Annotated in this window: 16 protein-coding genes; 8 read left to right on the forward strand and 8 right to left on the reverse strand. The window is 49.2% G+C overall.

Features of this window, described 5'->3' with window-relative positions; genetic code table 11:
• Nucleotides 1-56 precede the first annotated feature (56 nt).
• The 5 genes from J2Z70_RS17400 to J2Z70_RS17420 all read left to right on the forward strand — a co-directional run bounded on the left by J2Z70_RS17400 (nucleotide 57) and on the right by J2Z70_RS17420 (nucleotide 7,282).
• Nucleotides 57-1,823, forward strand: a complete 1,767-nt coding sequence (locus J2Z70_RS17400) for a sensor histidine kinase (RefSeq protein WP_209875356.1) — start codon at nucleotides 57-59, stop codon at nucleotides 1,821-1,823.
• 12 nt (nucleotides 1,824-1,835) lie between these two features.
• Nucleotides 1,836-3,401 carry a response regulator gene (locus J2Z70_RS17405; RefSeq protein WP_209875358.1) on the forward strand — a complete coding sequence of 522 codons (1,566 nt, stop codon included), beginning with the start codon at nucleotides 1,836-1,838 and terminating at the stop codon, nucleotides 3,399-3,401.
• A 202-nt stretch (nucleotides 3,402-3,603) separates the two neighbouring features.
• Nucleotides 3,604-4,566 (forward strand): ABC transporter permease, encoded by a 963-nt coding sequence (locus J2Z70_RS17410; RefSeq protein WP_209875361.1) that lies wholly within the window; start codon nucleotides 3,604-3,606, stop codon nucleotides 4,564-4,566.
• Between the two features lie 11 nt (nucleotides 4,567-4,577).
• Complete coding sequence (locus tag J2Z70_RS33320) at nucleotides 4,578-5,468, forward strand: carbohydrate ABC transporter permease (protein WP_209875363.1); 891 nt, start codon at nucleotides 4,578-4,580, stop codon at nucleotides 5,466-5,468.
• 56 nt (nucleotides 5,469-5,524) lie between these two features.
• Nucleotides 5,525-7,282, forward strand: coding sequence for a type 2 periplasmic-binding domain-containing protein (locus J2Z70_RS17420; RefSeq protein ID WP_209875365.1), 1,758 nt, complete (start codon nucleotides 5,525-5,527; stop codon nucleotides 7,280-7,282).
• Nucleotides 7,283-7,346: 64 nt separating this feature from the next.
• On the opposite strand, the gene J2Z70_RS17425 is transcribed toward J2Z70_RS17420, so the two are convergent.
• Complete coding sequence (locus tag J2Z70_RS17425; RefSeq protein ID WP_209875546.1) at nucleotides 7,347-8,450, reverse strand: slipin family protein; 1,104 nt, start codon at nucleotides 8,448-8,450, stop codon at nucleotides 7,347-7,349.
• A 613-nt stretch (nucleotides 8,451-9,063) separates the two neighbouring features.
• On the opposite strand from J2Z70_RS17425, the gene J2Z70_RS17430 reads away from it, so the two are divergent.
• Nucleotides 9,064-9,360: a hypothetical protein gene (locus J2Z70_RS17430; protein WP_209875367.1), complete on the forward strand. Its 297-nt coding sequence runs from the start codon at nucleotides 9,064-9,066 to the stop codon at nucleotides 9,358-9,360.
• A gap of 131 nt (nucleotides 9,361-9,491) precedes the next feature.
• On the opposite strand, the gene J2Z70_RS17435 is transcribed toward J2Z70_RS17430, so the two are convergent.
• Nucleotides 9,492-9,683, reverse strand: a complete 192-nt coding sequence (locus tag J2Z70_RS17435) for a hypothetical protein (protein WP_209875369.1) — start codon at nucleotides 9,681-9,683, stop codon at nucleotides 9,492-9,494.
• Between the two features lie 226 nt (nucleotides 9,684-9,909).
• On the opposite strand from J2Z70_RS17435, the gene J2Z70_RS33325 reads away from it, so the two are divergent.
• Entirely contained in the window at nucleotides 9,910-9,960 is a 51-nt protein-coding gene (locus J2Z70_RS33325; protein WP_229521449.1) for a hypothetical protein, read from the forward strand.
• A gap of 208 nt (nucleotides 9,961-10,168) precedes the next feature.
• Here the strand turns inward: J2Z70_RS33325 and J2Z70_RS17440 are convergent, their stop codons facing one another.
• The 5 genes from J2Z70_RS17440 to J2Z70_RS17460 all read right to left on the reverse strand — a co-directional run bounded on the left by J2Z70_RS17440 (nucleotide 10,169) and on the right by J2Z70_RS17460 (nucleotide 13,270).
• The gene (locus tag J2Z70_RS17440; protein WP_209875371.1) at nucleotides 10,169-10,699 is read right to left on the reverse strand and encodes a riboflavin biosynthesis intermediates N-glycosidase; all 531 of its coding nucleotides are present in this window, start codon (nucleotides 10,697-10,699) and stop codon (nucleotides 10,169-10,171) included.
• A gap of 24 nt (nucleotides 10,700-10,723) precedes the next feature.
• Entirely contained in the window at nucleotides 10,724-11,560 is an 837-nt protein-coding gene (locus J2Z70_RS17445) for a copper amine oxidase N-terminal domain-containing protein (RefSeq protein ID WP_209875373.1), read from the reverse strand.
• A gap of 54 nt (nucleotides 11,561-11,614) precedes the next feature.
• On the reverse strand, nucleotides 11,615-11,938 hold the full coding sequence (locus J2Z70_RS17450; protein ID WP_209875375.1) for a nucleoside triphosphate pyrophosphohydrolase: 324 nt from the start codon (nucleotides 11,936-11,938) through the stop codon (nucleotides 11,615-11,617).
• Between the two features lie 5 nt (nucleotides 11,939-11,943).
• Nucleotides 11,944-12,630, reverse strand: coding sequence for a nuclease-related domain-containing protein (locus J2Z70_RS17455; protein WP_209875377.1), 687 nt, complete (start codon nucleotides 12,628-12,630; stop codon nucleotides 11,944-11,946).
• Nucleotides 12,631-12,772: 142 nt separating this feature from the next.
• A complete protein-coding gene (locus tag J2Z70_RS17460; RefSeq protein ID WP_209875379.1) occupies nucleotides 12,773-13,270 on the reverse strand; it encodes a hypothetical protein in 498 nt (165 codons plus the stop codon).
• A 151-nt stretch (nucleotides 13,271-13,421) separates the two neighbouring features.
• Here J2Z70_RS17460 and J2Z70_RS17465 point away from each other — a divergent pair, with 151 nt between their 5' ends.
• On the forward strand, nucleotides 13,422-13,670 hold the full coding sequence (locus tag J2Z70_RS17465; protein WP_209875381.1) for a helix-turn-helix domain-containing protein: 249 nt from the start codon (nucleotides 13,422-13,424) through the stop codon (nucleotides 13,668-13,670).
• Nucleotides 13,671-13,936: 266 nt separating this feature from the next.
• Here the strand turns inward: J2Z70_RS17465 and J2Z70_RS17470 are convergent, their stop codons facing one another.
• On the reverse strand, nucleotides 13,937-14,923 hold the full coding sequence (locus J2Z70_RS17470) for a hypothetical protein (RefSeq protein WP_209875383.1): 987 nt from the start codon (nucleotides 14,921-14,923) through the stop codon (nucleotides 13,937-13,939).
• Nucleotides 14,924-14,934 lie beyond the last annotated feature (11 nt).

A 14,934-nucleotide genomic window follows, 5' to 3' on the forward strand; every position in this document is an offset into this window, starting at 1 on the left:
ATACGGCTACCGGCTTCCCGGACCCGTAAAGATCTGCCGCAGAAGGTGACAACGCCATGATATCCAAACGAAGAAACAGCATTATGGTCAAAATGATTGTGTTCTATACCATTCCCTTTATTCTGCTCTCCGTCCTGCTCGTATGGAACAGCACCCATACTACGCGCAACATCCAGGACAGCTTCATCACCAATATGTCCCATGCCTTCGACCAATCCTATCGGGATATCGAAGGCCGCATCCAGGTGGCATCGGATCTGACCTCCATGGTCAGCCGGAACAACAAAATGCTCGAATTCATCAATGACCCCTATCTGGGGGATCAATCGGAATTTCTGAAGGAATATCTGGACACCGTCACGCCCATTATCAAATATGCGACCGCTTTCTCGGAGAGTGACGATTATTCCATCCGTGTCTATATGGGGAATGACGCCATCCCGGAGTCGTGGCCTTATTTCTTTCATCTGAGCAACTACTCTTCTCATCCCAAGCTACAGCAATTTGTGCAAAAGGATTCGGAGACCCGGCTGTGGCTGCTGCCGGATGACCGTGAGCTGGGCCCCGCCAGCTTACAAGATGAGCGCAGGAAATATACGCTGCTTACCAAGCTGTATTCGCCTGCCCGCGGCATGCTGGGACTCGCGGTAGTCACACTGGCCGAGGACAGCCTGTTCAGCATCGAGGAGGAGCCCGCCAATCTGTCGAACGCCCAATTCCTCTATGCCGGCGGCCATATTGGACTGTCTACCGCAGAGCTGGACGAAGCAGAGGAAGCAGCCATCCTGCAGCAGCATATCGGCGATAAGAGAGCTTATTTTATCCAGGGAGAATATTTATATTTGCATCGCAACCTCGATTCCATCGGCCAGAGCCTCGTGTATAAGGTATCACTGGAGCAGCTCAATGCCTCTGTCCGCAAAAATGTCTGGAATCAGATCCTGCTGATCGTGTTCAGTATTCTGCTGCTGATGATCACTTGTTATTTCATGTTCAAAATGATTTTTCTGCGGCTCAACAAAATTGTGTCGGTCATGCGCCAGGTCATTACCGGCAACAATTCGATCCGCATTCCAGATAACAGGCCGGATGAGCTGGGACAGCTCGCGCATGATTTCAACGATCTCATCGAGCGCAATAACGAGCTGATCCACCGGGTGGTCATGAAGGAGCGGCTGCGCAAGGAAGCCCAGATCAAGGCGCTGCAATATCAGATCAACCCGCATTTTATATACAACACTCTAGACATCTTCCGGATGCAGCTGATTAAGGCCAGGATCTTCGATACGGCGGACCGGCTGGCGGATTTCGGGCAGATCCTGCGCTACAACCTGAGCGACAATACCCTGCATACGACGCTGAACGAGGAGATCGGCCTGATCCGCAAGTACGTCAGTCTGCAATCGCTGAGCAGCAGCAAGGAGATCAGGCTGGACATCGAGGTCCAGGAATCGTTAAAAACCTTTCCGGTGATCAAGTTCCTGCTCCAGCCAATCGTGGAGAACAGTATTAAATACGGACAAACCGCCCGGCGGGAGCTGCTGCATATCCAGGTGCGGGCCTACGCCATTCAGCAGCAGGTCATCATCGATATCACCGATAACGGCTGGGGGATGGAGGAAGAACAGATTGCCGGCCTGAATGAACAGTTTCGCGCCCCGCTCCATTACGAGGACCCTGCGGCCGAGCCGCCCCGCCGCTCCATCGGCCTGCACAATATCAACTCCAGACTGCGCCTGTATTACGGCGACGCCTACCCCATTACCATGGAGGGCAAGAGCAATGACTATACGAAGGTTCAGATTCGAATTCCTTATGAATGAGAGGGCTCAGGGATGTACAAGCTGTTGATCGTGGATGATGAGAAAATGGTACGCGAAGGCCTTCAGGATATTATCGAGTACCTGAAGGTGCCTCAGATCGGCCCGCTGCTGACCGCACGCGATGGCGCGGATGCGCTGGAGGTGATCGCGCGGGAAGAACCGCCGATCGTGCTGACAGATCTCAACATGCCCGGCATGGGCGGGCTGGAGATGCTCCGTACGCTCCGCGAACGGCACCAGCGCCATAAGATCATCGTCATCAGCGGATACGATGATTTCCATCTGGTGAAGGAGAGCTTCAAGCTGGGCGTGCGCGACTATCTTCTGAAGCCGGTCCATTCCGGCGACCTTGCAGAGGTGCTGAACAAGACGGTGCACGAGCTTCAGCAGGAGCAGCAGCAGGACCTTGAAGGCCACTCCGAGCAAAAACTGGCCCTGCTGGAGAAAGCCAGCCGGGGCATGAATCAGGTTCTGCACACTGCCCCGGATGATCATGATGCCATCCAGGCCGTACTGGGTGAGCTGGGCTGCCGCTTCCCTCATCCTGTCACTGCGGCGGCCATCGTCTCCGTGAGCCAACCGGCTCCGCACGAGCCTTCCACCGGCGGCAACTGGGAGCAGCTTCTGCTGGCTGCCGATTGGGAGCAGCCCCATCTCAGTCTGCTCCCCTTCTATAACCGCCATAATGACCTGGTCCTCTGGCTCAACTATAATGATCAGCTGTATGATGCTGGCGGCATACACAAGCTGCTCCAGACGTTCCTGGCGGACGGCTCCGCCACGGTTGCCGTCGGTGCTGCGGTGCACTGCGCACCCGGCGCGGTTCAGCCCACAGCAGCCGGTGCTACGGAGTCCGGTAGCCGCACGAGCGGCTTGGCCTTTGCCTACCAGAGCGCACTGGACACGCTTCAGTACAAGCTGACCGCCTCCCGGCATAGCCTTATTGTGTACGAGGATACTCTGAACAAGGAAGATACCCGGATCAAGCCAGAGCATCTGAGAACGCTGGTGGAGCTGATCGATATGGGGCGCCGGGAGCAGGTGCTCCCGCTGATCCAGCATTATTTTAACGAAGAAGCCCTGAAGAGCAGCAGCATGAGCAGCATTCGCCATAATTACGATATCATCCTGCATACGATCGGCTGGCTTCCCGGCCAGAAGCGCGACCTCTCTACCTTCGAACGAAGCGAGGCCCTGCGGCTGTACCTCAAGTCCTGTATCCTGCACATGATCGAAGCCCGCGCAAGTCTGGCGCACAGCGGCGATGTGGTGGAGATTGCCAAGACCTATGTGCAGGAGCAGCTGCTGAACGGCATCAACATGGCTTTTATCGCCAATTATTGTAATATGAGCTATAACTATTTCAGTAAAATGTTCAAGGACAGCACCGGGGTCAACTTCCAGGATTATGTCACGATGAAGCGGATGGAATACGCCAGGCAGGCCCTCAGCGGACTCAATGTCAAAATCCATACAGTATCCGAGCAGCTCGGCTACAGCAACCCTAAGAACTTCTCCCGTGTCTTCAAAAGCTATTTCGGGGTCAGTCCGAAGGAATATCAGAAGCATTCCCGGTGAATTCAACCTAAGCGGAGCTTCCTCCGCCCCACTCTGTCTCACTCTGCCTCATGACCGCAGGCTCCCCGCTTCGCTCACGCGAAAGGAGGGGCTTTTTGTCTGTTCAGGATGAATAATGATACCTTTTCATAACCTCCAATCCTGTTATCGCTTTCTTAATCCGCTTACAATTGATGAAGCACAAGAGAAAAGAGGTTGCCAGATGACAGATTCAGAGGCTACGCTCGCGGCGCGCAAATCCCCGAGCACAGGCAGGAACTTCCGGAACAAGGATCAGCTGTCGCTTCAGACCATGATTCTTCCCGGTATTATATTCATTCTCGTCTTTACATTTATTCCGCTCTACGGTGTACTGATTGCCTTCAAGGAATATAACATCATCACCGGAATTCGGGGCATCTTTACGGCAGAATGGGTCGGATTGGACAATTTCAAGGAGTTCGTGAACGATATCAACTTCTGGAATATGCTGCGCAATACGCTTGGCATCAATATCCTGGGCCTGCTCATCAACTTCCCCCTGACCATCCTGTTCGCGCTGATGCTCAACGAGCTAACCTCCCAGCATTTCAAGAAGCTGACGCAGACGGTCACTTATCTGCCTCACTTTATCTCCTGGAGCATCTTCGGCGGATTGATTATCAACATTCTGTCGCCGAGCAGCGGTGTCGTTAACTATGTGCTGCTGCAGCTTGGGATCATTTCCGAGCCAATCCATTTCCTTGGGGAACAGAACTACTTCTGGCTGCTTGCGGTGCTGACGAACCTCGTGAAGGAGCTGGGCTGGGGCGCCATTCTCTATCTCGCCGCCATTGCGGGCATTGATCAGGAAATGTATGAAGCGGCCTATATGGACGGAGCCACGCGCTTCCAACGCATCTGGCACATTACACTGCCGTCCATTACCGGCACGATTGTCATTTTGCTCGTATTTTCCATCAGTAATATCCTGAACAGCGGCTTCGACCAGTTCTTCGTGCTTCAGAATCCTCTGAATATTGATAGCAGCGAGGTCATTGACACTTATGTCTACAAGGTGGGGCTCAGGGAGTTCCGTATGGAATACGCTACGGCTGTGGGTCTGATGAAGACGGTCATTGCGCTCGTCCTGCTCTATCTTGCCAACCTCACGGCCAAAAAAATAACAAAAAGAGGAATCTTCTAGGGGGTACGCTCGTGGTTAAGGATCGCTCATGGCGGGAACATCTGTTCAATGCATGCAATGTTCTGATTATGCTCATTCTGATTGTATTTACGCTCTATCCGTTCTGGTATTCCGTGATCGGCTCCTTCAACGAAGGCGCAGATTATGCCAGAGGAGGCGTATACCTGTTCACCCGGCAGTTCACCTGGGATAACTACAGCGCTTTGTTCAGCGACAGCGCTCTGATCCGGGCCTTCGGGGTTACGGTGGCCCGGACGGTGATCGGTACGTTCACCCATATTGTGTTTACAGCTATGTTCGCTTACGCCTTCTCCCGCCGGAACCTTAAATACCGGAAATTCTACTCCATGCTGGGACTCAGCAGTATGTACCTCAGCGGCGGAATGATTCCCTTCTTCATTCTGATCAACTCGCTGGGGCTGTACAATCACTTCCTGGTGTTCATTATTCCGGCCCTGTTCAGCTTCTGGAACGTGATTCTGTTCCGCTCCTATTTCGCCGAGCTGCCGGAAGCACTGATCGAATCGGCCAAAATCGACGGCGCCGGGGAATACACCATCTTTTTCAAGTTTATTCTGCCTTTATCCAAGCCCGTGATCGCCGCGGTCTCGCTCTTCACGGCTGTCGGCCACTGGAATGCTTATTATGACGCCATGATCTATACGTTCGGCGATCATCTGCAGACGGTCCAGCTCTATATCCTGAAGCTGGTTCAAAGCACGGAAGCCGCTCTACTGCTGGCTAATATGTCGGGCACCGTCGGCACGGCGCACAGTACCGTCACGACAACAACCCTGCAACTTTCCGCCATGGTCGCCGCATCGCTCCCGATTGTGCTGATCTATCCTTTTGTACAGAAATATTTCATCAAGGGCATGCTCATAGGCTCTGTCAAAGGATAAATCCGCTTAAGGTTGGATGAACATATAGCTTACGATGATAACTTGGGGGTAAAAAAATGAAGAAAACAGCAACGGCCTTATTATCCATCTGTCTCAGTCTGACACTCGTATTAACCGGCTGCTCCAAAGCGGGCAACGCCAATAACGAAAGCACCCCGTCGCCTACAGCGGCTGCCGGCAGCGGGGACACAGGCGCAAATACAGCAACTGCCTCAGAACCCGGCTGGACATCCAACACAGCGCCTGCAACCTTGTCCTGGTATGTAGGCGTACCGGGGTACTCCAAGAAATGGGATGCGCAGAATAACTATGTAGACAAGCTTATTACCGGGGAGACCGGCGTCAGCGTCGATTATGTACTCGCCGGGAATGATGTGAACTCCGAATTCAACGTGATGATGGCAACCGGCAATCTGCCTGACATTATCACACTGGACCGCTGGAACAGCAACTCGCTGATCCAGACGCTGATGAGCAGCGGCACAGTGGCTCCCCTTAACAAGCTGATGGAGGAGTATGATCCGTACCTGACCACCATTCTGCCGCCATCCATGGTAGACTGGTACACCCAGCCGGACGGCAATCTCTACTCCATTCCGAACTACTATGTATCTCCGGAGATGCTGGATCAGTATCCCGGGGTGAAGAAGTTCTACAATGAACGCTCCAACGGCCAGATTCTGGTCCGCCAGGACATCATGAACGATCTCGGCATTACCATGGAAGACCTGCAGCAGGAGGATTCCCTGATTGCAGCGCTGAAGAAGGTGAAGGCCGCCGGGGTGAAATATAACGGTATGGATGTCATTCCGGTCTATCTGGACGATAAGGATAAGTATATCAACGACTCCCTGGGCGTGCTGAGCGGCTCCTTCGGCGCTGTTAGCGAGACAGAGGACGGCTCTTATTCAGATGTCCGCCGCACCAGCGAATTCAAGAATGTGCTGAAATTCGTCAACCGGCTGTATTCGGAAGAACTGCTGTCACTGGAGAACTTCACAAGCGACCACAACCAGATTGCGGAGAAAATGACGCAGGGCTCGATCTTCATGAAGATCGGCAGCTATGCTGACTACAAAGATCCTGTCAACAATCTCTACCAAGCCGATAAAGAAGCGAAATATGTAACCGTTGACGCTATTCAGTCCAAGGAAGGCACACTGCCGCAATACGGCAGATCGCTCAACAAAGGCTGGACCCTGACCTTCATTAACAAAAAGTCCAAGCAACAGGACCGCGCAATTCAGTTCCTGGAATATCTGTACAGCGAGCATGGCCAGACCGTCAACAGCTTCGGCAAGGAAGGCGAGACCTTCACGGTAACAGCAGACGGTAAATACAAGCTGAACGCCGAAATTGAGGAAGCGATCAATAAGGACTGGAACGCCGCCTCCAAGAAATGGGGCTTCGACTCCATCTGGTGGATGGTTAATGAGGTCTGGCTGAAGGATGTCAAAGAAGCCGAAAAGACCGAGCAGACGGAATATATGGACAAGCTGTTCTCCGGCACAGCCAAATATATGTTCAGCAATGACGTTATGGATTCCGGCAACCTGTTCGACGCGTATGAGCCCGGCTCCAAGGAAGCCAATGCCGAAGCGAAAATCAATGTCTACTGGGCACAAGTCGTTCCCAAAATCATTTTCGCCAAAAGTGATGCCGAATTCGAATCCGTCTACACCGAAGCCCTCGCCACCCTGGACAAGCTAGGCCTCAAGGATATCGAAGCCGCGAAGAACGCCCGCGTCCAGGAACTCAAAGAAGCCACCGGCACTAAGCTGGTATCGCCTAAGTATACTGGAACTTATCAATAAGTTAACAAAGAAAGACGCTGCGGGGAGACATTCCCGGGCGTCTTTTATTTATATCTTAAGTGGTCTACTTATTGGCCCCGATGAGTGAGCTTAACCGCTCCAGCAGATCGCCGCCGCCCGTAACCGAGATGGAGCCGATCCGGTCGCATATCTTCTCGAGGAATTCCAGCTCCTTGAGCCGGAACAGCGTCTGATTCTCGTCCATCAGCTTCGCCGTATTCAGCAGGCTGCGTGTTGAAGCCGTCTCTTCCCGGCGGGTAAGCAGGTTCGCCTGCGCCTTCTTCTCGGCGAGCAGGACGGTATTCAGGATGTCCTTCATCTCCCCTGGCAGAATCACATCCTTCACCCCCGCCCCGACAAAACGTACCCCGAATTCTTCTCCCTTCTCCTGGATACGGGATAGAATGAAGGTGGCCACATCCTCTTTTCGTTTCAGGAGATCGTCCAACTTCAGCGTCCCGACATACTCCCGGAGCAGGAGCTGAAGCTGGATGTGGATCTGCTCGTCAAACCCCTTCATCTCCAGAACACGGTGTGGACTTACGATGGTGTACTGGCATACGAAGTTCAGACGCAGCGAGACCTTATCTTCTGTCATCATTTCCTGGCCCACCAGATCCATCTGCTGCTGTCTTAGATCGACCGTCTTCGTCAGCACCGAGACCGGTCCCTTCCAGAAATAATACTTACCCGGCGTAAGCTCCCGCTGGAGTGTATGATCATAGAACAGGAAGCCCTGCTCGTAGCTCGCAATCTCGTAGCACTGCACATACGGAGTAAGCTTAGGGATAATCGAGCGGTCGATCCCGGCAGGCAGCTCCGGCTGCCTAATATCCGTATGCACGAAGGTGTGCTTCCTCAGGAGGTTCCAGTAAGCATACACCCCCGGCTTCAGCAGCTGCTTGAATTGACCATCCTCATAGTGCAGAACAATCTCATGATCCTGTACGCGTACGACATCGAGCTCCTTCAGGAGTTCATCCTCCTGTAAGAACAACTCCAGATCTTTGCCCTCGACATTAAACGGCCTGCCAATGTTCAATACTACCACCGTATGCTGCGACCATGAGAAGTAACGGTAGGTTCCCGGCAGCAGCCGCTTCACATAACTTCCCTTATGAAAGAGCAGACCGCGCTGGTCCGCTTGAATCGTGATTGGCTTCAACATCATATGTATTACCCCATTCTTGATTGGCCAATGGATGACAGAATCCCGCTGCAGATCAGGCGGAATCACGTTTGAGACAGGCGGTCTGCCGGGAGGTCCGGGAGGACTCTTGAGACCTGAGGCTAACCCAACCTTCAGATAGCCTTCGTTCCCTTCCGTCCTTGCCAATTCCTCCCCAGCTGCCGCACCATCGGTATCCACGGATTGCAAAGCCCTTCCGCAGTGCGCTAGACTAGCCGCCAGAGATTCTGTCCATTGGTTGTTTTACTCTGATTGTGCTTTAATAGTCGCTCGATGGAAATCGAGTACTGTAACCAACGTCGCTGTGAAGGCGATTAGGGAATCGAACCCTATGGTGACTCTTACCGCAACGGACCGTACAGGATACCGTAACATACATGCCGGCACTGCGGGATCACCAGAGATCCCCGCCTCGTTACGCCCGTTCGGATAAGAACCGGATGTAGGATGAACGCGCTTGGCGTTACCTTACAGGCTCTATCATCGCTGATATCCAGCGTGGCGAACATGGCGGAAGTATTACGATGGGAGAATAAATTTCCAGAGGGGGAAGAGGCATGAGCAAAATGCCTGCGGCATCGCCAATGCGAATGTGGTCGGTTTTTCGACCATATCCCGCCATCGTACCTCCGCTGTACCGAATGTGGTCGGTTTTTCGACCATATCCCGCCATCGTACCTCCGCTGTACCGAATGTGGTCGGTTTTTCGACCATATCCCGACATCGTGCCTCTGCTGCACCGAATGTGGTCGGTTTTTCGACCACATCCCGCCATCACACCTCCGCTGTACCGAATGTGGTCGGTTTTTCGACCATATCCGCCTCCAGCCCAGAGGTCCACGGGCAGCCCATTGTGTTCGGTGAACAGCGAAGTCATTCCAGAGTATAGTCTCCTGCGGATGCTCCAAGACACTTATCCACATTGCACGGAAATGATAATTTCCCAATCAATGAAAAAAAGCCCAAAGGCAGGTGGGGGAGCCTGCTTTTGGGCTTGGTTAGGGATTCGATTTGTGTATTTCATTCATAATCCCTGTTGTTCATGTTCGGCATGTTCATTATCGCATTGCTTAATTCCCCCATTAAGAAATAGACCGCCCTTCTGAAGGGTAGCGGTCTATTCTTTAACTGCCTTACCTCTTTGAAGCCACCGCCCTTAAAAGTGGATACTGCTCCGAGAGTCGTGTTAGCAGCACAGCTCTCTTTTTTCATTATACTTTCTTCTGCCTATTGTACCACTCTCTTAAAATCTCTCATTAGCCTAAACCCACTCTTCCGGCGGGCTCCATGGGTTGGGCCTACGCTGTTCGTATATTCAAATATTTCCATTCATGGTATAATCGCAGAAGCAATAGAAAGGCTTATATGGGCGGTCGGCTAATCTCCCGGAAGGGAGGTGACGCCAATGGAGGTTTATCAAGCATTGTCCCTGATGTTCATGTTTGGCATGTTCATTATAGCGCTGCTAAATTACCTCAAAAAGAAATAGACCGCCCTCACCAAAGGAATCGGTCTATTCTTTGACTGGTATACCTATTGAAGCCACCGCCCTTAAAAGCGGCTATTGCTCCGAGAGTCGTGTTCGCTGCACGGCTCTCTTTGTATTCTACGTTTTTTCTGCCTTTACTATACCACAAATCAGTTCATAAAGTAAGAAAATGTATGAAGTTATCTATTGAAAATACCCATCGCACTCTTTAAGAGCTTCCGGTGACTGCTTCTCTCTCCAGGCCGTCCCGAATCTCCATCAGCAACTTCCCCAGCATATTGCCGCCCTTCCCGTCCCCGCCGTCTCCCCAGTAGGCATCATTCGAGGTATGCTCAACAAGCGTGCATTCTCCGGTGGAGAGCAGGATAGACTTGATAACAGGATGCTGTTCGACCTTGGCCACGAGCGCTTCCCGCATCACCTGCACCTTACACTCCTCCCAATCCGGGCGCAGCGGCCGATTCCGCTCCCGTCCCATCCTGGCCGCTATCATGGGTGTACTGGCGAGCCGGATTTCCTCTTCATGCTCTGTTCCCGCAAACTTCTGCGCCTGGAAGTAATGCTCCGATGTCGCCCACTCTTTGTCGTTTAACACGATGGGATACTTTGCAAAATTAGAAAAACAGCCATAAGGTTTGTCCGTTTCATAGAAGCGTATAATACGCTCCTCTGGCTTACGCGATAACCATTCTTTCCTATCTTCATCGTATATCTTCTGGATATGTTCCGGTGTGTCCATGGCAATCCTGGCCTCCTTGTATTTTTACTTGATCCGTGAATTGAAAATCACATAATCCGGCGCTGTGGGCACATTAATCGTGAATGACAAGGCACCTGCCTTGGGAGTAGCCTGAGAAGGGCCGGGAAGCTGCCGGACTACCGCCTGCCCTTGGCTGTTCACAGCGACGAACTCCAAGCTGGAAGCGCCCTTGGGAATAACAGACCCGGAGGCGTTAAGCACGCTGAGAGTCAGCCGGAAGCCTTTCCCATCAGCAGATTGTGTCAACAGTGTAGGGTAAAAAGGATTATGCTTCTCCCCAGGCACATCTCCAAACGGGGTCACGCTCTGCCAAGACTTGGCCTGCGGCAGCACCGTGTCTCCCCGGCCCTGTACTATCAGTACATTACGGCCGAGCAGGTTGGACATGTTCTCCCATTTCACCTTCTTCAGCCCGGTGAGGATTGGGTTCATGGGCGCAAATAGCACGCCCTCCAGCAGTTGCGGGGACACTCCCAGCGCTATCGCACTCCCGTCTTTGGTTACCGCCGTAGCCTGCCCAGCCCGCAGTTTCCCCACACTTTCCCCAAGAAGCGATACCGTGGTGCTCTTTGTGGCGGCATCATAGGTCAGCTGTGCACCCAGCGCACCAGCAAACGCACGGACAGGTACCATTAATTTACCCGCCTGGATATAGGGAGCCAGCTTACCTGGAAACAGCACATATTGGCCATTAATCAGCAGCGGCCTGATCTGATTCCCCACTACTGGTTCAGCCTGCGCCGGAGCCGCCGTATGTACGGCTGGCAGCAGACCAACGAGCAGCAGCATAATTAAGGCTTTCATAGCCAGCTGAAGGAATGGACGATGGCGATGATTCATAATTGTTCTCTCCTTTTATTGTTTATGATTTGAATAGAGTTAGATGCCTAATGACTACTCCTTCACTTCAATTAGAAAAGTTCGATCTGCAAAGCCTCCACGTTCCTCAGCTTTCTTTGCGCGTACCTTTTCTAGATCCTCTGGCAGGATCTTATGGATTTGAGCAAGAGCATGGACCACCTCAAGGATATCGGCCAGCTCTTCCACCGCTTCTGCATCACCAGCAGCTTGATTATATTCTTCGACCTCTTCACGAAGCTTCTTCTTCAGTTCAGAAACATAGGATTCGTACTCCAAAGTGATGCAATTAGAGTCCTTACCCGTGCTTTGGATAATCTCAGGGATTTTGTCACGAACAAGCTTATTGTAGATCGGCATTCCAATCAGCTCCGTTTCTTGATTTTATCGATATGAAGCTTGCGTATCTCGGCATCGGTAATATTAGCCTGAACCAAATGATCGTATATAGTTTGGATCTGCGCCGTAGAAATAGGAGGCTCAGAGGTTCCCGCCTTCAAGCTAATCAGCTTCCTAGAGATAAACTCGCTTAATTCCACATCATAGACAACCAGTTCATCCGAGTGGATCTTCCGCAACTCTGGGTCAATACTGAACCTACATCTCATCGTGAATGAAATCATAGAGATGTATTTTACTGCGGCTACGTCTTTCAGCAGACTCTCAATGGCCTTGATATGCCCATAGTTCTGCTTCAGCGGATTATACATCTTATACCGGTTACTCACCGACCATTGCTGATCTGTCCGTCCACCTTTAATTTCTCCATTATAGTTTTTCGTCTCAATAACAAATAGGCAATATGGGGAAATAACAACATGATCAATCTGAGCGTAGCCTGTTCGAGACTTGGAATTAGGGAGCAGCAGATCGCTTAAGAATTTACAGTCCTTAGGTAGCTGGTCCAGCTGAATGTTAATTTTATGCTCACCTAGTTCACCAATTCGGGTGGGAGCAACCTTGGCCTTAGCCTTTGGAGCTTGTGCCTTTTGTAAAGCCTGTGGCGGCTTAGGGTCTGACTTTTGGAAGAGTTTCTTTAGTGCTTCAAACATAGCCCAACCTCATATCCTTCTGGATTTACAATATGTATGGTAATTCGACAATATGGGAGGGATTCCCTCCAAAAATAAGCATAAGAAAAGGACTGTCGCGTGAACAGCCCAAACAAGAGTCAGTTTATGTTTTTTATCGTATTTATTCCGAGAGAACAGAAGGAGCTGTAAAGGCATGTGCTAGTTGCATTCCATCCTTTAATCCCTGTAGATAAAGACGTTCATTAAGAACGGCCTGCTTTAATTGGAGCTTATTCTCCCAATCCTCAAATTGCGGCATACGTGCAATATCTATGGAATCGAACAATGCCTGAAACGCCTCGTTCTCTTCTTCAAAAGCTTGTCTAGGCTCCGACTGATACTCTATTTGTGCAGTCACTTCATTTAAACGTCCCTGAATCGTTTGTATAAACCATGCCGGAAAACTCACCGCATCTCCCCCAGGACAGAAGTTTAAAAGCAAACCCTCTGAATATCCATTCTTCTCTTGATACATCCGATTAATAAGTTCATCTACTCTACGACTCTGAGCCTGAAGCGCCTCATTAGTGCTTAATGGAATTCCTCGCTCCATTAATTGCTGCCCGAGTTCATTCAGCTTACGCTTCTCCTCCTCATACTTGTTTATTAGACTGTGCATTGCATCCTCACCTTTCTGGCAAAGCTATAGTTGTAGACGATGTTTAGATATTTTAGTGCGTTTATCGGTTTATTTTATTTTAATTCGATATTCGCATTAAAACAACTCCTACCTCGCATACAATTCAGTTAAATTGTGAGGTGACACGGAAATGAGACATCGCAAAGAGCCCCCAGGTGACAAAAACATCATCGGGAGCCGAGTCGTAGCAATTCGCAAAGCCAAGAAAATGAAGCAGAAGGATTTCCTTGCCAGGTTGCAAACCTTCGGTTTAGACATCAGCCCAACCAGTTTATCAAGATTGGAAGGTCAATATAGACTTGTGCAGGATTATGAGATTGTGGCAATTGCGAAGGCGTTGGAAGTTTCTGTTGGGGAGGTATTGGGGGAGGGTAGGTGAAGAGAGGGTAATATACTCTGTTGATAAAAGAGATTTGGGAATTAAGTGCACGTATAAGTACACACCTAAAACTTACAAAAAATGGAGTATATAAGCACCTGCTTACTTTAGCTTTTTCCTTCGACTGCTTGAAGGTAACCTTCATAATGGAGTTAACATACAAACAAGTTCTCCAGAATAAAGACTTGTTTGTATATTAATTCTTCTTAAAAAGACACCTGCTATTAAATAAACAATTTTATATTAAGAAAAAATTCTTTATTAAATCATTCAATCAAAAACTCTTTATCAATAATTGAAATAATTGAATAAAGCAATCTTCTATACTCAACATTATTAAAATATAGCAGTTGTTCATGAGCCAATAGTGGGTTCTCAACAATATAAGAGACAGTCAGTTCACGTAAATTTTTCGCAAAAATATCCTCTTCTGTTAAATGTTTAATAGAATCGAATAGTATATCTAAAACTTCTTTAAGTTTTGCCTCGTAACCTTTAATATCAGATAGTAAATCAAAGTAAATAGTTCGTACCATATTACTCTTCTGATAGTTTGAAAAAAAATAAGAATTAAAAACACGACCTAGTGTCCCATTCCCAGTATTTCTTCGCATAAAATTCGAGAATTCTTTCTCCTGCATTATTACATCTTGATATTCAGAATCATTAAATAACTTTGAGTAGATCTTGATAAAAGATTTAATAATTGGATTAATGTCATGCGGGAAACCACTAGTAGTTTCCTTAATCGAAAATGCAGATTCTTTAGATACCGCGCTATTTAATAATAAAAATACAACAAATACTATTTCCTTTTGGCTTAATCCATGCGGGAATAACTTCTCAGCTTTATTAATTGTTATTTGAGATAAACCTTTCAATATAAACTCTTTACCTTTAATTATAAAATCATTGTAATCAACGGAGTAATTGTTATCATTATTATATTTCGCATATACGAATATACCTAATTCAGTGATTATAACATAATCATTGTATTTAACTAAAAGACCATCTGCCTCCAACTTATCTAAGTATGTTGAAATATTCGAAAATTTATCCCTAAGAGTTTCCGTAATGACGTCTATTTTCATTCCACTTGAAAAATAATCTCGTTTTAATCTTCGAACAATGAAAGCACTCATCCAGTTAGCAAATCTAGCTTCCTCTAACAAATTCTTTTCATTTAGTTTACCGACATAATTTATATTAGATTGATAAATATGCTTTAATATAATCAACAAATCTTCCATATATACCCCAC

This window comes from Paenibacillus silagei (assembly GCF_017874735.1).
In the GTDB taxonomy this organism is placed as follows: Bacteria; Bacillota; Bacilli; order Paenibacillales; family Paenibacillaceae; genus Paenibacillus_AQ; species Paenibacillus_AQ silagei.